Source organism: Nocardioides renjunii (genome assembly GCF_034661175.1).
GTDB lineage: Bacteria > Actinomycetota > Actinomycetes > Propionibacteriales > Nocardioidaceae > Nocardioides > Nocardioides renjunii.
The window spans coordinates 2,575,501-2,602,403 of sequence record NZ_CP141058.1 but is presented as its reverse complement, the minus strand read 5'-3'; the positions used below and the strand labels follow the sequence as shown (position 1 = coordinate 2,602,403).

The window sequence follows — 26,903 nt, the reverse complement described above, 5'->3', positions numbered from 1 at the left end:
TCAGGAGTCCGGACGGAGCCAGGCGTAGCCCCACGCCCCGACCACCAGCGGATCGGCGTGCTCGCCGGTGACCACGTCGGTGCCGCTGAGCGGCAGGGTGATCTCCTCGCCGGTGACGTTGGTGACGCAGACCAGCTCGTCGGCCGTCCCCTCACCGCGCACGAGGACGAAGACCCGGTCGTCGAGGCGCAGCACGCGCTGGGTGCCGAAGGGCGAGAAGGCCTCGTGCCGGCGTCGCACGTCCATCAGGTGCCGCATGCCGTCGAAGACCGCGCGTCGGCGCGGGTCGTCGCGCAGCTCCTCCGCCAGCCGGTCGGCGTCGAGGACGGCGCGGTTGATGCGCCGGTTGATGCGACTGGTCACCATGCCCTCGAGGTCGGGCGGGGAGCCGACCAGCGAGTGGTAGTAGATCGCCGGCACCCCGAGGAACGCGAACAGGATGCTGTGCGCGGCCAGGGCCTTCGCCGCCAGCACCGCGGGGTCGCCCGCCTCGTCGACCGTGCAGAGGGCGTCGAGGTAGCTGAGGTTGAGCTCGTAGACCGCCCGGGAGCCGTCGGGCCGCCCGGCCCACGACACCCGCCCGCCGTGCGAGTGCGTGCGCTGCACCAGGGCGTCGCGCTCGGCGTCGTCGAGGATCCCCTCGGTCGCCCGCATCCCGATGCCGTCGTGGCTGGCCAGGAAGTTGAACCACGTCGCCGTGTCGCTCACGGGCCCGACGCCACCGGCCCACTCGCTGAGCCGCGCCGTCGACTGCGCCACGAACGAGTGCAGCACGAGCGGCGGCAGCGCGAACTGGTAGACGAGGTGCGCCTCGTCGTGGCCGTCGCCGAAGTAGGAGATGTTCTCCGCGTGCGGGACGTTGGTCTCGGTGAGCAGCCGGGCACCGGGCGCGACGTGCTCGACGAGGGCCCGCCAGACCTTGATGACGGCGTGCGTCTGCGGCAGGTGCAGGCAGGTGGTGCCGGACTCCTTCCACAGGAAGCCGATGGCGTCGAGGCGAACGGCGGAGGCGCCGCGCCCGAGGTAGCCCAGGAGCACGTCGGTGAGCTCGACCAGCGTGCCGGGGTGGCGGACGTCGACGTCGACCTGGTCGGCGCCGAACGTGGTCCACGCGCGCACCGTGCTGCCGTCGGGGCGCTCGAAGGGATGGAACAGGGGGCTGGTGCGCGGCCGCACCACGCGCGAGACGTCGAAGCCGGGCTCCTCCTCGAGGTAGAAGCCGTCGTAGGCGGGGTCGCCGGCCAGCCAGCCGAGGAACCACGGGCTGTGGCTCGAGGTGTGGTTGGCGACGAAGTCGAACATCACGGTGCGGTCCGCCGCGAGCTCGGCGACGTCGTCCCAGCTGCCCAGCGACGGGTTGACCACCCGGTGGTCGACGACCGCGAACCCGTCGTCGGAGGTCCACGGGAACATGGGGAGCAGGTGGACGTCGCTGAGGACCTCGCCGACCTGCTCGCGCAGGAAGGCGGCCAGGGTGTGCAGGGGGGCCTCGTCGCGGCGCCGGATGCCGTCGGCGTAGGTGATCAGGCACGAGGTGCGGTGCGTGGGGGACGGCACCGTCCGGCCCCGCAGTGCGGCGGCGTGCGCGTCGGCGAGCCGCACGAGCCGACGCGTGACCTCGGCGTGCCCGCCGGGGTACAGCAGCCCGACGTGCGGCGCGATGCGAGCGGCCAGGTCGTCCACCAGGTCGTCCCCCGGGTCGTCTGCCGTCCCGGTCACGACGCCGCTCCCTCGTCCTGGGCGACCCGCGCCCCGCGCCGCAGCACCTCGGTGGCCAGCGGCGCCGCGGTCCCGCCGTCGGCCAGCAGCCCGCGCACCGTGTCGAGCCCCCACGCGTCGAGCTCGCTGATCCGGTCGGAGAAGGAGCGCAGGCCGCCGAACGCCTGCGCGGCCTCGGCCCAGCGCTCCCGCGAGCCGTAGGAAGGGCGTACGACGACGCAGTCGGGGTCGTTGACCCACAGCCGGCCCTGCTGCCAGGCCCGCGCGGCGATCGGCATGAGGCCGCGCAGACCGCCCGAGCCGTCCTCGCCGCCCTCGTGGAAGGTGTCGGGGGAGACCCGCATGGCGTCGACCAGTCCGACGCTGGGCAGCAGCGGCGCTCCGCACCCGACGAGGAGCACGTCGGGACCGACGACGTCGCGCACCAGCTGGAGCCCGCTGCGGTAGGCCGCGACCTCGTCGACGTCCTCGTGGCGGCGACCGGGCACGGCGCCGCCGTAGAGGAAGTCGAGCTTGAGGTAGTCGACCCCCGCGTCGAGGAGCGCGCGCAGCGAGTCGGCGAGCACCTCGCGCACGCCCGGGTGCGTCAGGTCGAGCCCCACCAGGTCCTGGCCCCAGTTGTAGCCCGCCGGCCCCACCAGCCAGTCGGGGTGCTCGCGGGCCATGGTCGTGTCGGCGCCCACGAGGAACGGGGCCAGCCAGGCCCCCGCGCGCCGGCCGCTCGCGCGCACGTCCTCCACGACACCGGGCAGCGAGCCGAAGCGGTCGGACGGTCGCAGCAGCTCGCCGAACCCGGCACTCCACCCGTCGTCCACGAGCACGACGTCGACGCCCAGCTCGTGCCGGTCGAGGTCGCGCACCGCCTCCGCGACGTCCGCCGCGGTGACGGCCTCGAAGAAGCGGTACCAGGAGCACCACACGGTCGGTGGGTCGGACAGCGGTGGACTCGTGGCGGCCAGCGCGTCGCCGTAGGCCACCAGCGCGGCCTCGCCACCCGCCGGGTGCTCGCTGGCCGTGACCGGACCGCTGGAGCGTACGACGACGCGGTCGCCCTCGAGCGTCGCGTGGATCGACGGGACGACCAGCAGGTCGTCGGTGGCGTAGCACCGTGCGGGGGCGCCGGTGCCGGGGTCGACCACCAGCAGGCCCTCACCCTGCACGCCGCTCGCCGGCACGGGCGTGCCCGGGCGGAACCGCATGAGGTGCTGCCATCCCTCCGCGGGTGCCCGCCCGGTGGCGGTCACGGGGTACCACGTGGCGGGGCTCCAGCTCTGCCAGCCCTCGGCGTACACCCGGCCGCCGCGGGGGTCGACCGGCACCTCGTCGACCACGTCCGTGCGGACCGCTCCCTGGCTCACGCCGCCACCTCCACCGGCACGCCGCCGCGGTCGGCGGAGTCGCGGGCGGCGAGCACGAGCCGCACGGAGAGGGCGGCGTCGGCCGCCGAGTTCTCCGGTGACCGGTCCTCCTCGACCGCACACATCAGCTCGCCCATCGCGGCGGCGAAGCCGTCGACGAACCACGCCCCCTGCAGGGGGATGCTCGTCGACGACGTGCCGTCGTCGAGGTCGAGCCGGTCGGAGTCGAGCAGCACGCTGCCGCGCAGCGTGCCGGTGGTGCCGTGCACCCAGAACGGACAGCCGGAGCGGGACGACACGGCGCTGCCGGGGATGCGCAGCGTCGCCGTCGCGCCCGACTCGGCGGTCATGGACAGCGTGGCCGACCACGGGTTGCGGGCCTGCGCCGGCTGGCCGGGGACGCGCGAGTCCGAGGCCTGCACCGACACCACGGGTCCGGCCCCGCCGTCGAGGAGCCACGACCGGGTGATGTCGACCCAGTGCAGGAGGTAGTCGGTGAGCAGCATGTGCGGGACGTCGTCGAACGGCGTGCCGGCCAGCGGTGGCAGCGGCTTGTCGTGGACGTGCGTCACCCCCACCACGTTGCCCACCGCCCCGTCGCGCACGAGCAGCGTCGCGGCCCGCCACGGCGGCGCCCAGCGACCGTTGTGGTTGACCGCCACCCGCACCCCGGCGCGGTCGGCGGCCGCGAGCACCTCGGGCAGCCGGTCGAGGTCGTCGGCCGAGAGCGTCAGGGGCTTCTGCGCCAGCACGTGCTTGCCGGCGTCGACGGCCGCGGAGATCCACGCCAGCCGGTCCTCCGGTCCGGTGGCGAGGTCGACGAAGCGCACCGCCGGGTCGGCCAGCAGCTCCTCGGCGGAGCCGTAGACCCGCCGCACGCGGGGGAAGCGCTCGAGCAGCCCGTCGGTCGTGCGCGAGCTGCGGCTCCAGACGCCGGTCACGCCGACGCCGTGCTGCTCGTAGGCGGGCAGGTGCGCGGACTGCGCGATGGTTCCGGCGCCGAGGACGGCCACCCCGCCGCGGTCAGCCGGGAAGCGGGGCCGGGTGTCCGGCACCCCGACGCCGTCTCCGCCGGGACTCACCGGTCCTCCGGGGCGGCCGGGAACCGGAGCACCGCCTGGAGGACGTCGTCGTCACCCCGGTCGAGCCGCTCGAAGATCGCGGCCACGTCCGTCGCGTCGACGACGTCGGTCACCAGCGACCGTACGTCGACGCGACCCCGTCGCACCTGGTCCATGAACGTGCGGACGAGCCGGGCCTGGTCCCAGCGGGGACCGAGCGCCAGCGGCGTGCCGCTGATCTGGCTGGCGACGATGCGGACGCGGTTGTGGTGGAACTCCTCGCCGAGGCGGAGGTGCTCCGCCCCGCCCTGGTAGAACCCGGACGCGACCACCGTCCCGTCGAGCACCACCGAGCGCACCGCCTCCTGCAGGGCCCGGGTGGTGCCGCTCAGCTCGATCGCCGAGTCGACGCCGCCGCCGCCGGACCACGCGCGCACGTGGGCGCCGGCCCCGCCCGGGACGTCGGGCGCCAGCACCTCGACCGCGCCCATGGCGCTGGCGGCGTCGCGCCGCTGCGCCACGCCGTCGACGGCGACCACGTCGGCACCGCCCAGCACCGCGAGGCGGGTGGCGAGCAGGCCGATCACGCCCTGCCCGTAGACCGCGACGCGGTCGCCGAGGCGTGCCTCCGCGGCGAGCACGGCGTTGAGGGCGATCGCCCCGACCCGCGCGAAGGTGCCGCCGAGCGGGTCCTCCCCGGTCCAGGTGCGGTCGCGGAGGGCGGCGGCCGGCACGACGGCCTCGCTGCGGTGCCCCCAGATCCCGTGCACGACGTCGCCCACCACCGGTGCGTCCACGTCGTCGGCGACCTCGACCACCTCGCCCACCTCGGAGTAGCCCCACCCCTGGACGGGGTAGGCGAAGGACGGCTCGCCGTCGACGAACAACCGGCGCTCCGGGTCCCAGGTGCGGGTGAGGTAGGGGTTGGAGCCGCGGTAGGCGGTCAGCTCGGTGCCGGCGGAGATGCCGGAGTACCACGTGCGGATGCGCACCGAGCCCGGCACCAGGGGCTGCTCGTCCACCGGGACGAGCGACACCTCGAAGGGCGCGGTGAACGAGACGACGTCGGGCACCGGGTCTCAGCCCTTCTCGGCCCCGGCGGTCAGGCCACCGGCCAGCCACCGCTCGCTGAGGAAGAACAGCACGATGATCGGCACGGTGAGGATGACCGAGCCGGCCATCAGGACCGTGGTGGGGACCTCGATGCTGCCGGCGAGCTGCGACAGGCCCAGCGAGACCGTCCAGTTGTCCCGCTTCTCGACGAGGAAGAGCAGCGCGAACAGGAACTCGTTCCACGCGATCATGAAGATGAACAGGGCGTTGGAGGCGATCGCCGGCATGGCCAGCGGGAGGCTGACGTGCCACATGGTCTGCAGGCGCGTGCAGCCGTCGATCTCGGCCGCCTCCTCGATGCTGGCCGGGATGGTGTCGAAGTAGTTACGCAGCATGTAGATCGACACCGCCGCCACCTGGGCGACGTAGACCACGAGCAGGCCGGTGAGCGTCCCGCGCTGCTCGATGCGGGTGAAGAAGACGAACAGCGGGATGGCGAGCAGGATCGCGGGGAAGAAGTAGACCCCGAGGAACAGCGCGCCGATCTGGCGACGCCCGAAGAAGTCGAGCCGGCTCACCGCGTACGCACCGGGCACCGAGACCAGCAGCGTCAGCACGACCGTGCCGATGGCGACGACGAAGCTGTTGCGCAGGAAGGTCAGGAAGCCCTGGCCGCCGTCGTCGGTGGACCGGAGCACGTCGCCGTAGGTGCCCGGGTCGACCTCGCCGCCGGACGGCCACAGCGCGCCGGGGTCCTGCAGCACCGCGTCGAGCGGACGGAAGGACAGCAGCAGCATGTAGTAGAAGGGGAACAGGCAGATGAGGAGCAGGAACGCGATCGTGAGCGGCCGCACCACGGAGAAGAGCCGTCGCTCGACCCGGTCACGGTGCCAGCCGCTGGGCCCGGCCTCGGCGACCGGCCGCTCGGGGCGGGTCGTGCTGGTGGCGGTGCTCATGCGACGTCCTCCCGCCGGCCGAAGAGCCTGAGGTAGATGGTGACTAGCACGCCGAGGATGGCGGCGAGCACGAGCGCCTGGGCCGCGGCGGCACCGATGTCGCCGCGGTTGATCAGGTAGTCGAAGACGCGCACCGCGACGACCTGCGTCCCGGCGCCACCCCCGGTGAGGAGGTAGATGTCGTCGAAGTTGTTGAAGGTCCAGATGAAGCGCAGCACGGTCAGCACGGCGATCGTGGGGAGCAGCTGCGGCAGGATGATGTGCCGGAACCGCTGCGTGGGTGTCGCGCCGTCGACCGTCGCGGCCTCCTCGAGAGAGTCGGGGATGGCCTGCATGCGGGCGGTGATGAAGAGGAAGGCGAACGGGAAGGACCGCCAGGCCTCGAACAGCACCACGGTCACCAGCGACTGGCTGATGTGCAGGTCGACGCCGAACGGCGCGATCGACTTCGACGAGCTGAGGAAGGCGATCGGGTCGTCCCAGCCCAGCAGCGTGGTGCCGTAGTGGTTCACGATCCCGAACTGCGGGTTGAGCATCGTGGTCCACACGAACGTGGCGGCCACGACCGGCGCGACGTAGGGCACCAGCATGCAGGCGCGTACGAGCCCGCGACCGCGGAACGGCCGGCGCAGCGCGAGCGCCGCCGCCAGGCCCAGGCCGATGGCGCAGGCGGTGCCGCCGACCGAGTAGATGAGCGTGGTGACCAGCGCGTCGACGAAGCCGGGCGAGGTCAGCACGTTGGTGAAGTTGTCGAGGCTGTAGTCGCCGATCACCCCGGTGGTGCGGAGGTTGAGCAGCCGCACCTGCTGGAAGGCGAGCGAGATGGTCCAGAGGATCGGCAGCACCACCATCGCGAACACGATGACGAAGGTGGGCGTGATCAGCAGGTAGCCCGTCCTCCGGTCCTGCTTCACCCGGGTCGAGGCGGCTCGGCGGGGGCGTCGCCCCGGAGGCACGCGCTCGGGCGCCTCCAGGGTCGCCGCCTGCCCGGTCGGGCCCCCGGTCGTCACGGGAGCGAGTCCTGCACCGTCCGGACCGCGTCAGCCGCCTCCTGCATCGCGTCGGCGGCGTCGGTGCCCCCGGCCACCTGGTTGACGGCGTTGGCCACGGGCTGCTCGCCCTGGATCGCACCCAGCAGGTCGCCCTGCCCCTGCGGGATGGCCCAGCGCTGCAGGGTCTCGACGCCGCCGGTGAGCTGGTCGATCACGTCGGGGCCGTAGAAGTCGGAGAGCGGGGCCTTGGTGTCGACGCCGACCTCCATCGACGACCACGCGTCGGAGAAGTTGGTGGCGCCGGGGCTGTCGCCGGGCCGGACCGGGATCTTGCCCTCGGGGGCGATCTCGATCCACGGCTCGTAGCCGTCGTTCATCATGTACTCGACGAACTCCTGGGCGGGCGCCGTCGCCGCCTCGGCCGGGATCGTCCACGAGGTCACCTCGCCGTAGGTCGCCGGCTCGGAGCCCGACGGTCCCTGGATGGAGGTGACGACGCCGCTGTTCTCGGCCAGGAACTTCGGGTCGTCCTTGCACTCGGGGCAGCTGGGCAGCGCGTCGTTGCGCAGGCCGGCGAGCTCGTCCAGGACGAAGCTCGACCAGATGAGCATGGCGCCCTGGCCGGCGAAGTAGGCGGCGCGCGTGGTGTCCACGTCCTGCGCGCCGGTCACGGAGTAGTCCTGCTGGAGCTGGCCGTAGAAGTCGAGCGCCTCGACGCACTCGTCGCTGTCGAGGGTGACCTCGCCGGCGTCGTCGACCATCTGGCAGTTGTTGCCGAGCCCGATCTCCTCGAAGGTCTGCGCGGTGAAGGCGTCGCCCGCCACGTTGGCGCCGAGGAAGCCCGCCACCTCGGGGGAGTCGAGCTCCTCCGCGGCGGCCAGCACGTCGTCGTACGTCGTCGGCTCGGCCAGCCCGGCCTCCTCGAAGAGGTCCTTGCGGTAGACGAGCAGCTGCACCCAGGACTCGCTCGGCACAGCGAGCTGCTCGTCGCCGTCGGCGGTCAGCTCGACGGCGCTCTCGTTGAAGGTCGCGGGGTCGAGGGACTCCATGACCGCCGCGACGGCCTCGGTGTCGACGAGCTCGTTGGCCGACAGGGTGCGGACCTGGCTCAGCGGCAGGGCGCCGATGGCGTCCGGGAGGTCGCCCGCGGCGGCGTTGGAGGTGAGGATCTGGTTGAACTGGTCCTCGGCGACCGCGGTGAGCTCGACGTCGATGCCGCTGCTCTGGGTGAAGTCGTCGACGATCGCCTGGGCCGCCTTCACCCGGTCGGGGAGGTCCTCGACGATCCACACGGTGATGCTGTCGGCGTCGCTCTCCTGCTCGTCGCCGTCGCCCCCGCAGGCCGCCGTGACGGCCAGCATCGTGCAGGCAAGGACTGCCATGCCGGCACGCCGCCGACGGGACGTCTTCGAAGCGGTGGTGTGCGTGGTCACGGGACCTCCCAGGGGACAACGAACTTTTGTCCAAACACTGGACCTATGTTTCAAAGCTGTCAATCATTTCTTGTGCGAGAGTTTCCTCCGATCGCAGCCGAGACGGACCGGACGGACGGAGGAGCATGACCAACGGGCCCGGCGACATCCTCGAGCTCATCCGCCACCGCGAGATGACACGTGGTGACGTGCTCGAGGCGACCGGGATGTCCCGGATGACCCTCACCCAGCGCCTCGACGCGCTCTTCGGCGCCGGCCTGATCATCGAGGGCAGCACGACCGGCGCGACGGGAGGCCGACGCCGTCGCAGCCTGGCCTTCAACACCGCCCAGTCGCACGTCCTGGTCGCCTCCATCGAGACGACGCACGCGCGGATCGCCGTCACCGACCTCGGCGGGACCGTGCTCGACGAGGTGTCGCTCGACGTCGCGGTCGCGGACGGCCCCTCCCACGTGCTCGACCGCATCGCGACGGGGATGACCGAGCTCATGGCCGCGCTCGGCGTGGCCCGGAGCGCGCTGTGCGGCATCGGCCTGAGCCTGCCGGGCCCGGTCGACCCGGAGACCGGCCGGCCCAGCCAGCCGCCGATCCTCCCCGGGTGGGACGCCTACCCCATCTCCGAGCACCTGCAGTCGGCGCTGCCGGGCGTCCCGGTGCTGACGGCCAACGACGCCGACGCCGCCGCCATGGGGGAGTACGCCGCCGGGCACGCCGGTGCGCGCTCGCTGCTCCTCGTCAAGGTGTCGACGGGCATCGGCACCGGCATCGTCATCGACGGTCGCTCCTACACCGGCGTCGACGGGGGTGCCGGCGACATCGGGCACGTGCGCGTCTCCCCGGGGTCCGACATCCGCTGCCAGTGCGGGATGCACGGGTGCCTGGCCGCCGTGGCGAGCGGCCGCGCCGTGGCCGCCGAGCTGACCGCGCGCGGCGTGCCCGCGGCCTCCGGTCGCGAGGTCCGCGCGCTCCTGCAGTCGGGCGACGCCGAGGCTGCCACCCTCACCCAGGAGGCGGGCCGGCGCATCGGCGAGGTCATGGCGACCGTGGTGTGCCTCATCAACCCCGAGGTGGTGCTGATCGGCGGCGCCCTGGCCTCGGCCCCGCTCCTGGCGGGCATGCGCGAGACGCTCTACCGCTTGGCGCTGCCGCGCGCCACGCGGCACATGGCCCTGCAGCTCGGCGCCCTCGACGAGGAGGCCGCGGTCGTCGGCCTGACCCGGCTGGTCGTCGACCAGGAGTTCGCGCCCGCGGCGATCAATTCCCGGCTGCGCGGCGCCTGAGCCCACCCGGCCCGGGATGGGGTCACCCGATGCGGGTGCGCACCTCGTAGAGCTCGGGGAAGAACGTCAGGTCGAGCGCCCGGCGCAGGAAGTCGACGCCCGACGACCCGCCGGTGCCGACCTTGTGGCCGATGACCCGCTGCACCACCTGGAGGTGCCGGAACCGCCACTGCTGGAAGGCGTCCTCGACGTCGACCAGCTCCTCGCAGGTCTCGTAGACGCCCCAGTGCTCGGCCGGGGCGGCGTACACGCCCGCGAAGAGCTCGATCAGGTCCGGGTCGGTGGCGCGCGGCCGCGACCAGTCGCGGTCCAGCAGCCGTTGCGGGACGGCGTACCCCTGGCGCGCGAGGTGGGCGAGGAGCTCGTCGTAGAGCGACGGCTCGTGCAGCAGCTCCTCGAGCGTGGAGCGGGCTCCCTCGTCGTGCGCGAAGACCTTCACCATGTCGGCGTTCTTGTTGCCGAGCAGGAACTCGACCTCGCGGTACTGCGCGGACTGGAAGCCCGAGCTGGTCGCGAGGAACGGCCGGATCTGGGCGTACTCGCTCGGCGTGAGCGTGGCGAGCACGGACCACTGGTCGGTGAGGGTGTGCTGGATGTGCTTGATCCGCGCCATCCGCTTGAGCGCGGGGGCGAGGTCGTCGGTGCGCAGCAGGTCCCGCGCCGAGCGGAGCTCGTGGACCATCAGCTTGAGCCACAGCTCGGTGGTCTGGTGCTGCACGATGAAGAGCAGCTCGTCGTGCTGCGGCGGGTCGGACAGGGGCTGCTGGGCGGCGAGCAGCACGTCGAGGCGCAGGTAGTCGCCGTAGGACATCGACCGCGAGAAGTCGCGCTGGATGCCCTCCTCGAGCTCACGCTGGTGGGGAGTGGCGCCCGGTGCATCAGACATGGACGGCAACCTAGTCGGTGGTCTCGTCTAACGTCGCACCCATGGCCCTGACCGACGGCGAGCGCACCCGCACCTGGCGGCCCGCGTGGCCGTGCGCGCCGGCGCAGGTGCTCCGGCCGCAGCGCCGCGGCGCCGGCGACCCGACCCAGCGCCACGAGGAGTCGGGCCGCATCTGGCGTGCCATGCGTACACCGCTCGGGCCGGCGACGCTGTGCGTCCACCCCCGGCCGGCGGCGGGCGAGATCGTGGGCCGGGCGTGGGGCCCGGGCGCGGAGTGGGCGCTGGACCGGATGCCCGCCCTGCTGGGCGCGGACGACGACCCGAGCAGCTTCGAGGCGCACCACCACCCGGAGGTGGCCGCGGGGTGGCGCACCCACCAGCACTGGCGCATCGGCGCCACCGGGTTGGTGATGGAGTCGCTGGTGCCGTCGATCCTCGAGCAGAAGGTCACCGGCAAGCAGGCGTTCGGCTCGTTCCGCGAGCTCGTCCGCCGCCACGGCGAGCCGGCGCCCGGCCCGGTCGGGGCGCTGCGCCTGATGGTGCAGCCGACGCCCGAGACGATCGCCGCGATCCCGTCGTGGGAGTGGCTGCGTCTCGGCGTGCAGCCCGCCCAGTCGCGCACGGTTGTCACCGCCTGCCGGCTCGGGCCGTCGCTCGAGCGCATCACCGAGCTGCCCGTCGAGGAGGCCGACCGGCGGCTGCGATCGATCCGCGGCGTCGGCGTGTGGACGAGCGCGGAGGTGCGCCAGCGCGCGCTGGGGGACCCCGACGCGGTCAGCTTCGGCGACTACCACCTCGCCAACTGGGTCGGCTGGGCGCTCCTCGGGCGCGACATCACCGACGACGAGATGGCCGAGCTGCTCGAGCCCTACCGCCCCCAGCGCGGCCGGGCCGCCGCCATGGCGATGGCCGGCGGCCGGACCCGTCCGCGCCGCGGACCGCGGATGAGCGTGCCCACGCACCTGCCGACCCGCTGAGGCACCGCTCCAGACACCCCAGAATTGGAGTCGCCGCACCAGGTGCCGCGGGAGTAGCGTCGCTGACCGTGTCGAGGCTTTGAGGGAGGCCCACATGGGTGACGCCGATCCTGTCCTGCTGCTGGCCACGACCGACGAGACGTCGCGCGGCGTCCTCGGGTCGGAGCTTCGCCGCAGGTACGGCGGCGACTACGAGGTCGTCGTGTGCGCCGAGTACGCCCACGCCCGCGCGGTGCTGGAGGGGCTGCGGCGGTGGGGGCGGCAGGTCGCGCTCGTCATCGCCTGCTACGGCCCCGACGACCGCGACGGCATCGACTTCCTCCGCCGGGCCTACTCGGTGCACCCGTCCGCGAAGCGCGCGATCACCGCCGTCTGGGGCGACTTCGCCAGCACCGGCGACGTGTTCGCAGCCATCGGCCACGGCCACGCCGAGCTCCTGCTGCTGCGACCGGAGCGCCCGCGGGACGAGGAGTTCCACGGGTCCATCACCGACGCCCTGGACGACTGGCACCTCGCGCAGGGCATCGGGTTCGAGGCGGTGCGGATCATCGGCGAGCAGCGCGACGAGCGCACCCACTTCCTGCGCGACTCGTTCGGGCGCAACCACATCCCGGTCGGCTTCCACCAGGTGGGCACCGAGTCGGCCACCCGGCTCCTCGCGGGGCTCGGACTGACCGAGCCCGACCTGCCGGTGCTCCAGCTGGCCTTCACCACCCCGCCGACGACCCTCGTCGCGCCCACCGACCTGGAGATCGCCGATGCCTTCGGGCTGATGCGGCCGCCACCGGCCGACCACGTCTACGACGTCGTGGTGGTGGGCGCCGGACCCAGCGGCCTCGCCGCCGCGGTCTACGCCTCGTCCGAGGGCCTGTCGACGATGGTGGTGGAGCAGCAGGCCGTGGGCGGGCAGGCCGGCACGTCGTCGCTGATCCGCAACTACCCCGGCTTCTCCCGTGGCGTCAGCGGCGCCCACCTGGCCTTCCGCTCCTTCCAGCAGGCGTGGTCCTTCGGCACCGAGTACTCCTTCCTGCGCCAGGTGGTGGAGCTCGGCACCGAGGACGGCCTGCACACGGTGACGATGACCGACGGCACGGTCGCCCGCACGCGCAGCGTCGTCGTCGCCACCGGCGTCGACTACCGACGGCTGGAGGTCCCCGCCCTCGAGGCGCTGGTGGGACGCGGCGTCTTCTACGGCGCCGCGGTGTCCGAGGCCCCGTCCATGGCGGGTGGCGAGGTCTACGTCGTGGGCGGCGGCAACTCCGCCGGCCAGGCGGCGCTCCACCTGGCCCGCTACGCCCGCCAGGTCACGTTGCTGGTCCGCGGGCCCTCGCTCGCAGCGAGCATGTCGGACTACCTCATCTCCCAGCTGGAGGCCACGCGCAACGTCACCATCCGCTACCGCACGGCCGTCGTCGGCGGCACCGAGGAGGACGGGTGCCTCGCCGGGCTCCGGCTCGCCGACCCGCACGGGGCGCCGGACGAGGGCGACGACGTGCCCGCCTCGGGACTCTTCGTCCTCATCGGGTCGGTGCCGCGCACGTCCTGGCTGCCCGCCGAGGTGGAGCGGGACGACACCGGCTTCGTGCTGACCGGTCCCGACGCGGCGCAGGCCGGTGGGCACGCGTCCCGGCTGCCGCTCGAGACCAGCATGGAGGGCGTGTTCGCGGTCGGCGACGTGCGTGCCGGGTCCATCAAGAGGGTGGCCACCGCGGTCGGCGACGGTGCCACCGTGATCGCCCTGCTGCACGGCTACCTCGCGTCCCACCCGGCGCCCACGGCGAGGGCATGAGCGACCACGCGACCCGGCGCCGTGACGTCGTGGTCGCCCGGCCGATGCGCGCGATCCTGGTCCTGGCGGCGTTCCTCGTCTTCCTCGCCGGCCTGCAGCTGACCGTGTTCACATCCCGGACCGACGAGTGGTTCTCGTGGACGATCGACGTCCCGATGACCGCGGTCTTCCTGGGCGCGGCCTACTGGTCCAGCGCCGTCCTGGAGGTCGCGGGCGCCCGATCGGCCGGCTGGGGACGCGCGCGCCTGACGGTGTGGACGGTGCTCGTCTTCACCACGCTGACCCTCGTGGTCACGCTCGTGCACCTCGACAAGTTCCACCTCGGGGCCGACCAGCCGACCGGCGCCCGGCTCATCACCTGGGGCTGGATCGCGATCTACGCCGGCGTCCCGGTGGCGATGGTGGTCGCCCTCGTGCTGCAGCGGCGGGTCACCACGCCCGCGCCCGACGTCGTACGCCTCCCGCTGCCGGTCGGTCTGCGGTGGCTGCTCGTGGGTCTTGCGGTGGTGCTGGTCGTGACCGGGGTCGCGCTGCTGCTCGCGCCCGAGCAGGCCGCGGAGGTCTGGGCGTGGCCGCTGACGCCGCTGACCGCGCGCGCCGTCGGCGCCTGGCTCGTCGGGCTCGGCTGGGCCGCGGCGCACGCGCGGCTGATCGACGACGTGGACCAGGTGCGTCCGCTCGGCTGGACCGGGGCGGCCTTCGTCGTGCTGGAGGGGGTCGCGCTGGCCCGCCACGGCGACGCGCTCGACTGGTCGTCGTGGCAGGCGCTGGCCTACGCGGCCGGTCTGGTCTGGATCGGCGCCGTCGCCGCCTGGATCCTGCTCCTCAAAGCAGGGGGCGCAGCGGAGCGAGGAAGCTCTCGGTGAACTTCCGGTTGAGGTCGCGGGCCTCCCACTCGGCGAGGGTCAGCTCGAGGCAGTTGGACTCGTCGGTGCGGAAGACGTCCTCCATCACCGCGGCGAAGGCCGGGTCGATGACCTCGAGGTTGATCTCGTAGTTGCCCTGCAGGCTGAGCCGGTCGATGTTGGCGGTGCCGACGGTCGACCAGCTGCCGTCGATGGTGGCGGTCTTGGCGTGCACCATCGCGTCCTTGAACCGCAGGATCCGCACGCCGGCCGCGAGCAGCTGGCCGTAGTAGCCGCGCGAGATCCAGTCGGCGACGATGTGGTTGGACTTGAGCGGGAGCAGGATCCGCACGTCGACGCCACGCCTGGCCGCGTCGGCGACCGAGTCGACGAAGTCCTGGTCGGGCAGGAAGTAGGCGGTGGTCAGCCACACGTTGCGGCTGGCCCGGTTGATCGCCTCGAGGTACATGCTGCGGATCGGGAAGGACCACTGGCGCGGGATGTTGCGGTGGATCCGGATCTGCGGGTCCCAGTCCGAGGCGGTCTCCAGCAGGAGGGGGCGCTCGCTGCGGCGGATGCGGTGGCGCCGGTTGAGGTTCCAGAAGTCGGCGAACGCCCGCTTCATGTCCCACACGCCCGGCCCGCTGATCCGCACGTGCGTGTCGCGCCACTCGGTCGCGTAGGCCGAGCCGATGTTGTAGCCGCCGAGGAAGCCGACCTCCTCGTCGACGACCAGCATCTTGCGGTGGTTGCGGCCGTAGCCGCGCAGGCTCCAGAACCGGAGGCCGGCCGTCCAGATCGGGTAGCGCAGCACCTTGAGCGACGGCGAAAAGCGCTTGAAGGCGGGGGAGACGACCACGTTGGCGAAGCCGTCGTAGATGCAGTGCACGTCGACACCGCGGTCCGCGGCCGCGGTCAGGGCGGTCTTGAACTTCCACCCGATGTCGTCGCCCTTCCAGATGTAGGTCTCGAAGAGGATCTGCTTCTTCGCGCCGTCGATCGCGGCCAGCATGTCGTCGTAGAGGTCGCGCCCGAACGTGTACGTCGTGATCTCGCCCGCGCCGACCGGGACGGTCTGTGGCCCGGTCACCGGGAACGGCTTCGGCTTCTTGCCGCGGCGCCGGTAGGAGTCGACCAGTGACAGCACGACCGCGAGCCCGATCTGGAGGCCGAGCAGACCGAGCAGGGTGCGCCGGACGGTGGTCAGCGTGCGGGCGACGGTCACGCGCACAATCTAGCCAGCAGGTGCCCGGTGCAGCCGCCCGGCGTCACACGAGGCCCAGCGCCGCGTGGCGCCCGACGTCGCACGGCTGGTCGGAGAGGACGCGGAAGAGCGCGGCTCGCAGCATCGCCTGCCGCTCGGCGCCGCTGCGCCACTCGGCCAGCGCACCGGTCGGGGCGCCGTGCCACAGCACGGCGTCGAGCACGCACACCGCCTCCGCCCACAGCGGCGAGCGCCAGGCGGGGGAGAGGTCGATGACGAAGGGGGTGCCGGCCGCGTCGAGCAGCACGTTGCCGGCGAGGTCGGCGTGGACCAGCTGCTCGCGCCCGAGGTCGGTCCCGTCCAGCCCCGCGACGAGGTCCTGCACGAGCGCGGCGAGGCCGGGCTCGGGACGCCTGCGCGCCGCCGCGAGCGCGGCCGGGGCGTCGTACGCCTGCCGCTCGGCGACGGCCCAGCGGTCCGTCCGGACGTCGAGGGCGGCCGGACGCTCCGCGACGGCCGTCGCCAGGAGGGCGTGCAGGAGGTGGGCGGTGGCGCGCAGGGCGGCCAGGTCCCGGCACGGTGCCGTCGCCGGCTCGAAGCGCGTGGCCGCCCGCCCGTCGACCACCAGCCGACCGTCGCGCGCCGGGACGGGGAGGGCGAGCCGGAGCGAGCGGGGCACGGCCTCGTCGAGCCGGACCGCCAGCCGGGCCTGGTGCGGGGCGAGCCACTCCTCGGAGGCGTCGTGCCCGGGCGACACGACGAGGTCGCCGGCCCGCCAGCTCGTCCCGCGCCCGCCCGGGAGGCGCTCGAGCACGCCGTCGGCGACGAACAGGTCGAGCACGTGGTCGGGCGGCCGGTCTGCGTCGGGGCGGCCGTCCGGGGGCATGGCAGCGAGCGTAGGGCCAGCGCGCCGGCCCGCTGTCGGTGGCTCCACGTACGCTCGACGCATGCGTCCAGTGACCGATCTGCAGCGCCGGGTGGCCCCCTTCAAGGTGGTGTCCGACTACGAGCCGTCCGGCGACCAGCCGGCCGCGATCAAGGAGATCACCGGCCGGATCCAGGGCGGGGAGAAGGACGTCGTGCTCCTCGGCGCGACCGGCACCGGCAAGACCGCCACGGTCGCCTGGGTCACCGAGCAGCTGCAGCGTCCCGTCCTCGTGCTCCAGCCCAACAAGACCCTCGCCGCGCAGTTCGCCAACGAGCTGCGCCAGCTCTTCCCCAACAACGCGGTGGAGTACTTCGTCTCCTACTACGACTACTACCAGCCCGAGGCCTACGTCCCCCAGACCGACACCTACATCGAGAAGGACTCCTCGATCAACGAGGAGGTCGAGCGGCTGCGCCACAGCGCGACCAACAGCCTGCTGACCCGCCGCGACACGATCGTGGTCTCGACGGTGTCCTGCATCTACGGCCTCGGCACCCCGCAGGAGTACGTCGACCGCATGCTGCGGCTCAAGGTCGGCGAGGAGCACGACCGCGACTCGGTCCTGCGCCGCCTCGTCGAGATCCAGTACACCCGCAACGACATGTCGTTCACCCGCGGCACGTTCCGGGTCCGGGGCGACACCCTCGAGATCTTCCCCGTCTACGAGGAGCTCGCGGTCCGCATCGAGTTCTTCGGCGACGAGATCGAGCGGCTCATGACGCTCCACCCCATCACCGGTGAGGTCGTCTCCGACGACACCGAGCTGCACGTCTTCCCGGCCACCCACTACGTCGCCGGTCCCGAGCGGATGGAGCGCGCGATCCGGGGCATCGAGCTCGAGCTCGACGACCAGCTCGCCACCTTCGAGAAGCAGGGCAAGCTGCTCGAGGCCCAGCGGCTGCGGATGCGCACCACCTACGACGTGGAGATGATGCGCCAGGTCGGGTCGTGCTCGGGCATCGAGAACTACTCGATGCACATGGACGGCCGCACGCCGGGCAGTGCGCCCAACACCCTGCTCGACTACTTCCCCGAGGACTTCGTGCTCGTCGTCGACGAGTCCCACGTGGCCGTGCCGCAGATCGGGGGGATGTACGAAGGCGACATGTCGCGCAAGCGCAACCTCGTCGACCACGGCTTCCGGCTGCCCAGCGCGATGGACAACCGCCCGCTCAGGTGGGAGGAGTTCCTCGACCGGATCGGCCAGACGATCTACCTCTCCGCCACTCCCGGCAACTACGAGCTCGACAAGGTCGGCGGCATCGACGGCACGGTCCAGCAGATCATCCGCCCGACCGGCCTGATCGACCCGGAGGTCGTGGTCAAGCCGACCAAGGGCCAGATCGACGACCTCATCCACGAGATCCGCACCCGCTCCGACAAGGCCGAGCGGGTCCTGGTGACCACGCTGACCAAGAAGATGTCCGAGGACCTCACCGACTACCTCCTCGACGCCGGCATCCGCACCCGCTACCTCCACTCCGAGGTCGACACGCTCCGCCGCATCGAGCTGCTCCGCGAGCTGCGGATGGGCGAGTACGACGTCCTCGTCGGGATCAACCTGCTGCGCGAGGGGCTCGACCTGCCCGAGGTGTCGCTGGTCGCGATCCTCGACGCCGACAAGGAGGGCTTCCTGCGCTCCGACAAGTCGCTCATCCAGACCATCGGCCGCGCCGCGCGCAACGTGTCGGGCCAGGTCCACATGTACGCCGACAAGATCACCCCGTCGATGGAGATGGCGATCGGCGAGACCAACCGTCGTCGCGCCATCCAGGTCGCCTACAACACCGAGCGGGGCATCGACCCCCAGCCGCTGCGCAAGAAGATCGCCGACATCACCGAGATGCTGGCGCGCGAGGACGAGAACACCGAGGAGCTGCTGCGCACCTGGGCCGACGTCGGCCAGAAGGGCCGCGCCGGGGGAGTGAAGGCCGGCAAGTCGCCGACGCCCGCGCTGTCGCGCATCCACGCCGAGGCCCCCGACACCGCCGGCATCCCGAGCACCGACCTCGCCGAGCTCATCCAGGGCCTCACCGACCAGATGAAGACCGCGGCCGCCGAGCTGCAGTTCGAGGTGGCCGCCCGGCTGCGCGACGAGATCTCGGACCTCAAGAAGGAGCTCCGCCAGATGATGGAGGCCACGAAGTAGGACCGCGGGGCCCTCAGAGACCCTCGTCGCGGCGCCTGAGCTCCTTGCGCTCCCGCTTCTCGAGGCGGCGCGTCTCCTCCTCGACGATCTCGTCCTTCTGCCAGACCACCCGGCCGGCGTTGAGCCCGGTGCCGAGCATCACGAAGAGCGGCCACGGGAACTGCGCGGTGAAGCCGTCGCCGCCGAAGCTCGTCGCGACCCAGATCGCCCAGCAGATGAGCGAGGCGGACAGGAAGCCCCACACCGCCTGCCGGCGCGCCTGCACGTAGGCCCGCTCGGCCGCCTCCGGGAGGCTGGACCGGGGCGCCCGGGTGACCGGGAGGTCCGCGACGAGGGGCATCAGGTCCCCGAGGGTCCGGCTCGCGATCGCGGCGTCGGAGCGCTCGTCGTACTCCGCGCGCGTCAGGCGTCCCTCGGCGAAGGCGTCGGCGAGCACCGTCTCGATCACGGCGCGGTCGCGGTCCGAGGCACGCATCGGCGCGTTGGCGGGAAGGCGCGGGTCGTGGTCGAACTGGCTCCACACCTCGATGCCCGGCACGCCTCCCATCGTAGGCACGCACGCCCGACCCACCCCCCTGGAGGTGGGAGGAGTGTCGTGGCGACGCGCGGGGGACTAGCGTCGCTCGCATGAGCACTCCCATCGACCTCGGCCGCCCGGTGTCGGGCAACGTCATCGACCTGATCCTGGACGACCACCGTCGCTTCGAGGCCCTGATGCGCGACCTGCGCGACAGCACCTCGGACCGCGACGGCGTCCGCAAGGCGCTCGCCGCGCTGCACGTGGCGCACGCCGAGGCCGAGGAGAAGCACGTCTACCCGCAGCTGCGGCGCAAGGACGCCATCACCGAGCACGAGGCCGAGCACGGCGAGGAGGAGCACGCCGAGGGACACGAGGCGATGCTCAAGGTGCTCGAGCTCAAGGGGACCGACACGCAGGCCTTCGACGACGCGGTGGAGGAGCTGGCCACGGCCCTCAACCACCACCTCACCGAGGAGGAGCTCACGATCCTTAACCCGGCCCGCGAGGAGATCTCCGAGGAGGTCCTGGTGCGGCTCGGGGAGGCGTTCCTCACCGAGCGGAACTCCCAGCTCGACGCCGACTGCGGCGACATCGACAACATCCGTCGCATCGTCGCGGCCGCGGAGCGCGAGGGCCTCCTCGACGACGACGACGAGGACTCCGAGGACTGAGCCCGGGGTCCCGGCCCGGGACTCGACTCAGCGCCGGCGCATCATCGTCAGCCCGACCATGCGGGCGACGACCATGGCGACGTAGAACACGCCGACCATCATCTCGACCATGACGACCGAGCGCGCCTGCGCGCCGACGGCGACGATGTCGGACAGCCCGACGCTCGTGAGGGTCGAGAACGACAGGTAGAGCAGCTCGAACCAGGGGCGGCCGAAGCCCTCGGCGTTGGTGAACGAGTCGGGCCAGACGACCTGCACGACCGAGAAGACGTACGCGAAGCCCCACGCCACCACGGTGAAGGCGGCCCCGGTGGCGTAGTACTCGTCGGTGGTCACCTCGTCGTCGTGGAAGAGGTAGCGCAGCATCGCGTAGGAGACGTAGAAGTAGAAAGGTGCGTGCAGGAGTCCCGAGGCCAGCACGATCGCGTCGTTGTCGCGGAACACCGCCTCGACCAGCGTGAGCACCATCGCCGGGGCGCCGAGCACGATGACGACGCGGCTCACGTTGGGCGTACGCCGCACCGCCAGCACCGCGGACCCGACGGCCAGCATGCCGATGACGCCGAGGAACGCCCGCCCGACGATCGAGTCCTCGAGGAACGGCCACGCGAGCACCTGCAGCAGCTGCGCGCCCAGCAGCATCGCCGAGGGGTGCGCAGTCAGGTAGTGGATGGGCCGGCTCACGAGAACGCAGTCTAGGGAGGCGGGGCAGCGGCACACGGGCGACCGGCTGGGCTAGGTTCGCGGCGTGGGAGTGCGGAGCGGCAGGTGGGTGGTCGGGGCCCTCGTGGTCGTGCTCGTCGCGCTGCTGGTCGCCATCGGTGTCCTGGTCTCCGACCGCGGACAGGTCGACGACGAGCTGAGCGCGGCGCAGCGCGAGGTGGCGGCGGCCGCCCGGGCCGAGGCGTTGGCGTTCCTCACCGTCGACCACGAGGACATGGACCGCGTCGCCGACGCCGTGCTCGCGGGGGCGACCGGCGACTTCGCCGAGGAGTACGCCGCGCAGCGCAGGACGCTCGAGCAGGAGGCCGTGCGCACGAAGGCCACCTCCACCGCCGAGGTGGTCGCGCTCGGGGTGGGCGACCTCGACGAGGACACGGGCACCGTGCTGGTCGCGGCCAACAGCACCGTGCAGAACACCACGACCGGTGGCGAGGCGCAGGTCCGCTACTACCGGCTGCGCCTCGACCTGGTCCGCGAGGGCGAGCGGTGGCTGACCAGCGACGTCGAGTTCGTGAGGTGACCGGGTGACCACGCAGAGGCGCACCATGGCCGTCGTCCTGGCGGTCCTCGTGGTCGCCGCCGCTGCCGTCGTCGTGTGGCTGGCGCGCTCTCCCGCCAGCCCGCCGCCGGACGTCGCCGTGGCCGACGCGTCGGACGCGTCGGTCGCGTCCGTGTCGGTGAAGGACGCGGTCCGCGAGGCGGCGTCCGAGGCCGTCGCGCGGGCCTACAGCTACTCCTGGGAGACCCTCGCCGACGACAAGGCCGCGGCCCGCGCGCTCATGACCGACTCGATGCAGGTGCGCTACGACCGGACGATGGCCGGGGTGACGACCTCGAGCCAGGAGGACCGCACCGTCGCCTCCGCCGACGTGGTGGACACGGCCGTCGTCACCGCCTCCACCGACGCCGCGCGGGTGCTGGTGTTCGTCAACCAGAGCACGTCCGCCGAGGACCTCGAGGAGCCGACCCTGGACCTCGACCGCGTGCTGGTCACGCTGGAGCGCGACGACGGGACGTGGAAGGTCGACGAGCTCGACGCCCTGTGAGACGAGGGCCGTGAGCCGTGGCCCTTGTGGGCGCCGCGCTGGGCGGCGAGGATCACGGCGTGGACGACCTGACGACCGACCTGCTCATCATCGGCGCGGGCCCGACCGGCCTGTTCTCGGCCTACTACGCCGGCTTCCGCGGGATGAGCGTCGTGGTGGTCGACTCCCTGCCGGAGCTGGGCGGCCAGATCACCGCGATGTACCCCGAGAAGGCGATCCACGACGTCGCCGGCTTCCCCAGCGTCAAGGGTCGCGACCTGGTCGCCGGCCTCGTCGAGCAGGCCGCGACGGCGCACCCGACGTACCTGCTCGACCGCACCGCGACCACCCTCGAGCACCGCGACGACGACGTGGTCGTCACGCTCGACGACGACACCCGCGTCACCGCCGGAGCGGTGCTCATCACCTCCGGCATCGGCAAGTTCAGCCCGCGGCCGCTGCCGGCGGGTGACGGCTGGGTGGGCCGCGGCATGGAGTTCTTCGTGCCGAGCTTCGCGCCGTACGCCGGCAAGGACGTCGTGGTCGTCGGGGGAGGGGACAGCGCCTTCGACTGGGCGCAGCACCTCGAGCCCCTCGCCGCCTCGGTGACCCTCGTGCACCGGCGCGACGCCTTCCGCGCCCACGAGCGCACGGTGGCGGAGGTCACGGCGTCGAGCGTCGAGATCATCACCAACGCCCAGGTCACCGCGCTGCGCGGGGAGTCGCACCTCGAGGAGGTGGAGGTCAGCGTCGACGGCGAGGAGCCGCGGGTCCTCGAGGCGCAGGCGCTCGTCGCGGCGCTCGGCTTCATCGCCGACCTCGGGGCCATCCAGCGGTGGGGGCTGGAGACCCACAAGCGGCACGTCGTCGTGGACTCGGCGATGCGGACCAACCTGCCGCGGGTGTTCGCGGCCGGTGACATCACCGACTACCCCGGCAAGGTGCGCCTCATCGCCGTGGGCTTCGGCGAGGCGGCGACGGCGGTCAACAACGCCGCCGTCGCGCTGGACCCGACGGCGCACGTCTTCCCCGGTCACTCCAGCGAGGGGTGAACGGCGAGGCGCCTACCGATGAGTAGGCATAATGGCCCCGTGCGCATCGCCATGCTGTCCTACCGGAGCAAGCCGCACTGCGGCGGTCAGGGCGTCTACATCCGCCACCTCAGCCGTGAGCTGGTGCGCCTCGGGCACGAGGTCGAGGTGTTCTCCGGGCAGCCCTACCCCGACCTGGACGAGGGCGTGCGGCTGACGAAGGTGCCCAGCCTCGACCTCTACCGCGAGCCCGACCCCTTCCGCGTCCCCCGGCTCCGCGAGTTCCGCGACCTGATCGACGTCGAGGAGTTCCTCACCATGTGCACGGCCGGGTTCCCCGAGCCCAAGACGTTCAGCTCGCGCATCGCCCGGCTGATGAAGGACCGCGCTGGCGACTTCGACGTCGCCCACGACAACCAGGTGCTCGGCACCGGGATCCTCGAGCTCGAGTCCTACGGGCTCCCGGTGGTCGCCACGATCCACCACCCGATCACGATGGACCGCCAGATCGACCTCCAGACCGCGCCGACGTGGCGCAAGCGCCTCACGCTGCGCCGCTGGTACGGCTTCCTGCGGATGCAGAGCCGGGTCGCCAAGCGGCTCCGCAAGGTCCTGACACCGTCGGAGTCCTCGCGCCGCGACATCGCCCGCGACTTCGGCGTCGACCCGGCACGGATGCAGACCATCCTGCTCGGCGTCGACGACGTCTTCACCCCGCCGACCGCGCCCCGCGTGCCCGGCCGGATCCTCGCCATGGCCAGCGCCGACGCCCCGATGAAGGGCATCGCGACCCTGCTCGAGGCCTTCGCCAAGCTCTGCGTCGAGCGCGACCTGTCGCTGGTGCTGGTCACCCGGCCGGAGCCGGGCGGCCGCACCGAGCAGCTCATCGACCAGCTCGGCATCGCCGACCGGGTGACGTTCGTCAGCGGGGTCAGCGACGCCGAGCTCGTCGAGGTGATGGGGTCGGCCGAGGTCGCCTGCGTGCCGTCGCTCTACGAGGGGTTCTCGCTGCCGACCGCCGAGCTGATGGCGTGCGCCACGCCCCTGGTGGTCTCGCGCGCCGGCGCCATCCCGGAGGTGGTCGGACCCGACGGCGAGTGCGCCGACCTGGTGACCCCGGGCGACGTCGGCGAGCTGGAGGCGGCGATCGCCCGCCTGCTCGACGACCCCGAGCGTCGTACGACGATGGGCGCGGCCGGACGCGCCCGGGTCGAGCAGCTGTTCAGCTGGCGCGCGGTGGCCGAGGCCACGGCGGGCGCCTACGAGGAGACCATCGCCGGGTTCCGGCGTGAGCAGGAGGAGAGCCGCCGTGCTGACCGTTGACTTCGACCGGCTGGGGCTGCGCGCGGGGGAGCGCGTGCTCGACATGGGCTGCGGTGCCGGCCGGCACGCCTTCGAGATGTACAAGCGCGGCGCCGACGTCGTCGCCTTCGACCAGGACGCCGACGAGCTCGCGACCGTGCGGGAGTGGTTCGCGGCGATGCGCGAGGCCGGGGAGGTCCCGCCGGGGGCCGAGGCCGACGTCAAGGAGGGCGACGCGCTGGCGCTGCCCTTCGCCGACGGTGAGTTCGACCGGGTCGTGGCCGCCGAGGTGCTCGAGCACATCCATGCCGACGTCGACGCGATCCGCGAGCTGGTGCGGGTGCTGCGGCCCGGCGGCACCCTGGCCGTCTCGGTGCCGCGCTGGCTGCCGGAGCTCGTGAACTGGAAGCTGTCGGACGACTACCACAACGCCGAGGGCGGCCACGTGCGGATCTACACCGCCGAGGAGCTGGTCGACAAGGTGACCAAGGCCGGGCGCGCCAACGACGGCACCCCCGGCGACGCCATGGTGTTCACCGGAAAGTCCTACGCCCACGGCCTCCACACGCCCTACTGGTGGATCAAGTGCGCGGTGGGCGTGACCCACGACGAGCACCCGCTCGCCAAGGCCTACCACCGGCTCCTGGTGTGGGAGATCATGGAGGATCCCACGGCCCTGCGCTGGGCCGGCAAGGTGCTGGACCCGGTGATCGGCAAGAGCATGGTCCTCTACTTCACGAAGCCGCTCACGGACCAGCCGGGGGACCAGCCGGCATGAGTCCTGCTCCGGCGATCGCGGACATCCTCACGCGGGCGCAGGTCGAGCAGACGGCCGCCACGATCGCGGCCGCGCAGGAGCCGTCGGGCGCGATCCCGTGGACCGCGGGCGAGCACACCGACGTGTGGAACCACCTCGAGGCGGCGATGGCGCTGATGGTGGGCGGCGAGCGGGAGGCCGCCGAGCGCGCGTTCGCGTGGGCGCGCGCGTCCCAGCGTGCCGACGGCTCGTGGCCGATGAAGATCGTGGTGGGCGAGGTCGAGGACCACTCCGGGGAGTCCAACATGTCGGCGTACGTCGCGGTCGCGGTGTGGCACCACTGGCTGGTCGCGCGCGACGAGTCCTTCGTCCACCGGATGTGGCCGACGGTGCGGCGCGCGCTCGACTTCGTCGTGTCGATGCAGCTCCCCTTCGGCGGCATGGCGTGGTCGCAGGAGTGGCGCGACGGGGCGCCGGCCGCGGTCAACGAGGAGGCGCTGCTCGCCGGGTCGTCGAGCATCCACCACGCGCTGCGTGCCGGGGTCGCCCTGGCGGGGATGGTCGGCGACCCGCAGGTCGGGTGGGAGCTCGCCGGCGGTCGCCTGGGGCACGCGCTGCGTGAGCACCGCGACCTCTTCCTCGACAAGTCCGAGTTCTCGATGGACTGGTACTACCCCGTCCTCGGCGGCGCCGTGCGGGGTGAGGCGGGGCACCGACTGCTCGCCGAGCGGTGGGAGACCTTCGTCGAGCCCGGCCTGGGCATCCGCTGCGTCTCCACCAACCCGTGGGTGACGGGTGCCGAGACCTGCGAGCTGGTGCTCGCCCTCGAGGCGCTCGGCGACCGCGAGCGTGCCCTGCAGCTGCTCGCCGACATGCAGCACCTGCGCACCGACGAGGGCTCCTACTGGACCGGCTACGTCTGGCCCGACGACGTCAACTGGCCGGTCGAGCAGACCACCTACACCGCGGCGGCGGTCGTCCTCGCGGTCGACGCCCTCTCCGACGGCACGCCGGGCGCCGACATCATGCGTGGCACCACGCTCGCGCCCGACTTCGCCGAGATCGGCCTGGCCTGCGGGTGCGCGTCGCCCGACTCGCCCGCCTCGACAGCCGGATCAGCCGAGCGGGTCGCCGGCGTCGCCCGACGTACGGCGTAGCACCCGCATCGAGCCGACGACGTCGACCTCGGTGAAGGCGCCGCTGGCGAGGGCCGGCAGGTAGATGTCCTCGTACGGCGGTCGGCCGCCGTCGGCGGGGTCGGGGAACACGTCGTGGACGACCAGCACGCCGCCGGACATCACCCAGTGCGGCCAGCCGCGGAAGTCCGCGCGGGCGGGCTCGACGCCGTGCCCGCCGTCGACGAAGAGCAGCGACAACGGTGTGCGCCACCACCGGCTGACGGTCTCGGAGCGTCCGACCACCGCGACCACCTGCTCCTCGAGGCCGGCGTCGGCGATGGTGCGCCGGAACGTCGGCAGGGTGTCCATCACCCCGAGGGCCGGGTCGACCAGGGTGTCGTCGTGGTGCTCCCAGCCGGCCTGGTTCTCCTCCGAGCCGCGGTGGTGGTCGACGGTGAACACGGTCCCGCCCACCTCGCGGGCGGCGCCGCCGATCCAGATCGCCGACTTGCCGCAGTAGGTGCCGACCTCGAGGGCGGGGCCGTGCGGCAGCCGCTGGCGGGCCCAGCGGTGCAGCAGGGCACCCTCGTCCTCGGGCATGAAGCCCTTCGCGGCGCGCGCGTGCTCGAGGAGGTCGGCGGGGAGGTCGGACGGAACCACGGAGCGCTCGTCGGGATGCGGCACGAGCGACGACACTAGTCCGTCGACAACGGTCACACCCGGCCGCTCCCGCTCGTCAGGTGGGTGGAAGCACATCCCGACCAAGGAGCAGACCATGAGCAACCACTCGATCGTGATCCCCGTCGACGACCTGGCCACCGCCACGGCGTTCTACACCACCGCCTTCGGGGTCGAGCCGCACACCGACACGCCCTACTACGTCGGCTTCTCCGTCGGCGGGCAGGAGATCGGCCTCAACCCCCAGGGTGCGGCCGACCAGATGACCGGCCCGGTCGTCTACTGGGACACCGACGACCTCGCCGCGAAGGTGGCCGAGGTCGAGGCGGCCGGCGGCACCGTCGTACGCCCGGTGTCGGAGGTCGGCGGCGGGACGTCGCTGGCGCTGCTGACCGACCCTGCCGGCAACCAGGTGGGCTTCATCAGCCAGGGCTGACCGCCCTGGTCG

The 26,903-nt window shown here is 72.5% G+C and carries 26 protein-coding genes; 13 read left to right on the top strand and 13 right to left on the bottom strand.

What is annotated here, in order from left to right:
* The 7 genes from SHK17_RS12340 to SHK17_RS12310 are packed head-to-tail and all read right to left on the bottom strand — an operon-like array spanning window position 1 to window position 8,521.
* Window positions 1-1,719, bottom strand: coding sequence for a sugar phosphorylase (locus SHK17_RS12340; protein ID WP_322919381.1), 1,719 nt, complete (start codon window positions 1,717-1,719; stop codon window positions 1-3).
* Complete coding sequence (locus SHK17_RS12335) at window positions 1,716-3,077, bottom strand: glycoside hydrolase family 36 protein (RefSeq protein WP_322919380.1); 1,362 nt, start codon at window positions 3,075-3,077, stop codon at window positions 1,716-1,718. The genes SHK17_RS12340 and SHK17_RS12335 overlap by 4 nt, the downstream gene beginning before the upstream one ends.
* Window positions 3,074-4,159, bottom strand: a complete 1,086-nt coding sequence (locus SHK17_RS12330; protein WP_322919379.1) for a Gfo/Idh/MocA family protein — start codon at window positions 4,157-4,159, stop codon at window positions 3,074-3,076. The genes SHK17_RS12335 and SHK17_RS12330 overlap by 4 nt, the downstream gene beginning before the upstream one ends.
* Window positions 4,156-5,211 (bottom strand): zinc-binding dehydrogenase, encoded by a 1,056-nt coding sequence (locus SHK17_RS12325; RefSeq protein ID WP_172274591.1) that lies wholly within the window; start codon window positions 5,209-5,211, stop codon window positions 4,156-4,158. Before SHK17_RS12325 ends, SHK17_RS12330 begins: the two co-directional genes overlap by 4 nt.
* 6 nt (window positions 5,212-5,217) lie before the next feature.
* A complete protein-coding gene (locus SHK17_RS12320) occupies window positions 5,218-6,147 on the bottom strand; it encodes a carbohydrate ABC transporter permease (RefSeq protein ID WP_172274594.1) in 930 nt (309 codons plus the stop codon).
* Window positions 6,144-7,157, bottom strand: coding sequence for a carbohydrate ABC transporter permease (locus SHK17_RS12315; protein ID WP_322919378.1), 1,014 nt, complete (start codon window positions 7,155-7,157; stop codon window positions 6,144-6,146). The genes SHK17_RS12320 and SHK17_RS12315 overlap by 4 nt, the downstream gene beginning before the upstream one ends.
* Complete coding sequence (locus SHK17_RS12310) at window positions 7,154-8,521, bottom strand: ABC transporter substrate-binding protein (RefSeq protein ID WP_322919377.1); 1,368 nt, start codon at window positions 8,519-8,521, stop codon at window positions 7,154-7,156. The genes SHK17_RS12315 and SHK17_RS12310 overlap by 4 nt, the downstream gene beginning before the upstream one ends.
* A 176-nt stretch (window positions 8,522-8,697) precedes the next feature.
* Here SHK17_RS12310 and SHK17_RS12305 point away from each other — a divergent pair, with 176 nt between their 5' ends.
* A complete protein-coding gene (locus SHK17_RS12305; protein WP_322919376.1) occupies window positions 8,698-9,852 on the top strand; it encodes an ROK family transcriptional regulator in 1,155 nt (384 codons plus the stop codon).
* Window positions 9,853-9,874: 22 nt separating this feature from the next.
* Here SHK17_RS12305 and SHK17_RS12300 read toward each other — a convergent pair whose 3' ends face one another.
* Entirely contained in the window at window positions 9,875-10,738 is an 864-nt protein-coding gene (locus SHK17_RS12300) for a tryptophan 2,3-dioxygenase (protein ID WP_322919374.1), read from the bottom strand.
* Between the two features lie 41 nt (window positions 10,739-10,779).
* On the opposite strand from SHK17_RS12300, the gene SHK17_RS12295 reads away from it, so the two are divergent.
* From SHK17_RS12295 to SHK17_RS12285, 3 genes are all read left to right on the top strand, one after another.
* Window positions 10,780-11,715, top strand: a complete 936-nt coding sequence (locus tag SHK17_RS12295; protein WP_322425342.1) for a DNA-3-methyladenine glycosylase family protein — start codon at window positions 10,780-10,782, stop codon at window positions 11,713-11,715.
* A 94-nt stretch (window positions 11,716-11,809) separates the two neighbouring features.
* Window positions 11,810-13,504 carry an FAD-dependent oxidoreductase gene (locus SHK17_RS12290; protein WP_172274606.1) on the top strand — a complete coding sequence of 565 codons (1,695 nt, stop codon included), beginning with the start codon at window positions 11,810-11,812 and terminating at the stop codon, window positions 13,502-13,504.
* Window positions 13,501-14,370 carry a hypothetical protein gene (locus SHK17_RS12285; RefSeq protein WP_322919373.1) on the top strand — a complete coding sequence of 290 codons (870 nt, stop codon included), beginning with the start codon at window positions 13,501-13,503 and terminating at the stop codon, window positions 14,368-14,370. Before SHK17_RS12290 ends, SHK17_RS12285 begins: the two co-directional genes overlap by 4 nt.
* On the opposite strand, the gene SHK17_RS12280 is transcribed toward SHK17_RS12285, so the two are convergent.
* Window positions 14,330-15,574, bottom strand: coding sequence for a phospholipase D-like domain-containing protein (locus SHK17_RS12280; protein WP_322425340.1), 1,245 nt, complete (start codon window positions 15,572-15,574; stop codon window positions 14,330-14,332). The genes SHK17_RS12285 and SHK17_RS12280 overlap by 41 nt on opposite strands.
* A 43-nt stretch (window positions 15,575-15,617) precedes the next feature.
* Window positions 15,618-16,439, bottom strand: a complete 822-nt coding sequence (locus SHK17_RS12275; RefSeq protein ID WP_322919372.1) for an aminoglycoside phosphotransferase/kinase family protein — start codon at window positions 16,437-16,439, stop codon at window positions 15,618-15,620.
* Window positions 16,440-16,500: 61 nt separating this feature from the next.
* Here SHK17_RS12275 and uvrB point away from each other — a divergent pair, with 61 nt between their 5' ends.
* A complete protein-coding gene (gene uvrB, locus SHK17_RS12270; RefSeq protein WP_322425338.1) occupies window positions 16,501-18,630 on the top strand; it encodes an excinuclease ABC subunit UvrB in 2,130 nt (709 codons plus the stop codon).
* 13 nt (window positions 18,631-18,643) lie between these two features.
* On the opposite strand, the gene SHK17_RS12265 is transcribed toward uvrB, so the two are convergent.
* Window positions 18,644-19,168 (bottom strand): DUF1707 domain-containing protein, encoded by a 525-nt coding sequence (locus tag SHK17_RS12265; protein WP_172274622.1) that lies wholly within the window; start codon window positions 19,166-19,168, stop codon window positions 18,644-18,646.
* Between the two features lie 89 nt (window positions 19,169-19,257).
* Between SHK17_RS12265 and SHK17_RS12260 the strand changes: the two genes are divergently transcribed.
* Window positions 19,258-19,821: a hemerythrin domain-containing protein gene (locus SHK17_RS12260; protein ID WP_322425337.1), complete on the top strand. Its 564-nt coding sequence runs from the start codon at window positions 19,258-19,260 to the stop codon at window positions 19,819-19,821.
* Window positions 19,822-19,848: 27 nt separating this feature from the next.
* On the opposite strand, the gene SHK17_RS12255 is transcribed toward SHK17_RS12260, so the two are convergent.
* A complete protein-coding gene (locus tag SHK17_RS12255) occupies window positions 19,849-20,505 on the bottom strand; it encodes an ion channel (protein WP_322425336.1) in 657 nt (218 codons plus the stop codon).
* Between the two features lie 64 nt (window positions 20,506-20,569).
* Here SHK17_RS12255 and SHK17_RS12250 point away from each other — a divergent pair, with 64 nt between their 5' ends.
* From SHK17_RS12250 to SHK17_RS12225, 6 genes are read left to right on the top strand one after another with little or no spacing between them, the layout of a single operon-like run.
* Entirely contained in the window at window positions 20,570-21,064 is a 495-nt protein-coding gene (locus SHK17_RS12250; RefSeq protein WP_172274630.1) for a hypothetical protein, read from the top strand.
* Between the two features lie 4 nt (window positions 21,065-21,068).
* Window positions 21,069-21,590 carry a hypothetical protein gene (locus SHK17_RS12245; protein ID WP_322425335.1) on the top strand — a complete coding sequence of 174 codons (522 nt, stop codon included), beginning with the start codon at window positions 21,069-21,071 and terminating at the stop codon, window positions 21,588-21,590.
* 59 nt (window positions 21,591-21,649) lie between these two features.
* Complete coding sequence (locus SHK17_RS12240; RefSeq protein ID WP_322425334.1) at window positions 21,650-22,621, top strand: NAD(P)/FAD-dependent oxidoreductase; 972 nt, start codon at window positions 21,650-21,652, stop codon at window positions 22,619-22,621.
* Between the two features lie 39 nt (window positions 22,622-22,660).
* Window positions 22,661-23,923: a glycosyltransferase gene (locus tag SHK17_RS12235; protein ID WP_172274643.1), complete on the top strand. Its 1,263-nt coding sequence runs from the start codon at window positions 22,661-22,663 to the stop codon at window positions 23,921-23,923.
* On the top strand, window positions 23,910-24,680 hold the full coding sequence (locus SHK17_RS12230; protein ID WP_322919370.1) for a class I SAM-dependent methyltransferase: 771 nt from the start codon (window positions 23,910-23,912) through the stop codon (window positions 24,678-24,680). The genes SHK17_RS12235 and SHK17_RS12230 overlap by 14 nt, the downstream gene beginning before the upstream one ends.
* On the top strand, window positions 24,677-25,816 hold the full coding sequence (locus SHK17_RS12225) for a glucosidase family protein (protein WP_322919369.1): 1,140 nt from the start codon (window positions 24,677-24,679) through the stop codon (window positions 25,814-25,816). The genes SHK17_RS12230 and SHK17_RS12225 overlap by 4 nt, the downstream gene beginning before the upstream one ends.
* Here SHK17_RS12225 and SHK17_RS12220 read toward each other — a convergent pair.
* Window positions 25,775-26,437, bottom strand: coding sequence for a class I SAM-dependent methyltransferase (locus tag SHK17_RS12220; protein WP_322919368.1), 663 nt, complete (start codon window positions 26,435-26,437; stop codon window positions 25,775-25,777). The genes SHK17_RS12225 and SHK17_RS12220 overlap by 42 nt on opposite strands.
* Before the next feature lie 115 nt (window positions 26,438-26,552).
* On the opposite strand from SHK17_RS12220, the gene SHK17_RS12215 reads away from it, so the two are divergent.
* Entirely contained in the window at window positions 26,553-26,891 is a 339-nt protein-coding gene (locus SHK17_RS12215) for a VOC family protein (protein WP_322919367.1), read from the top strand.
* Window positions 26,892-26,903 lie beyond the last annotated feature (12 nt).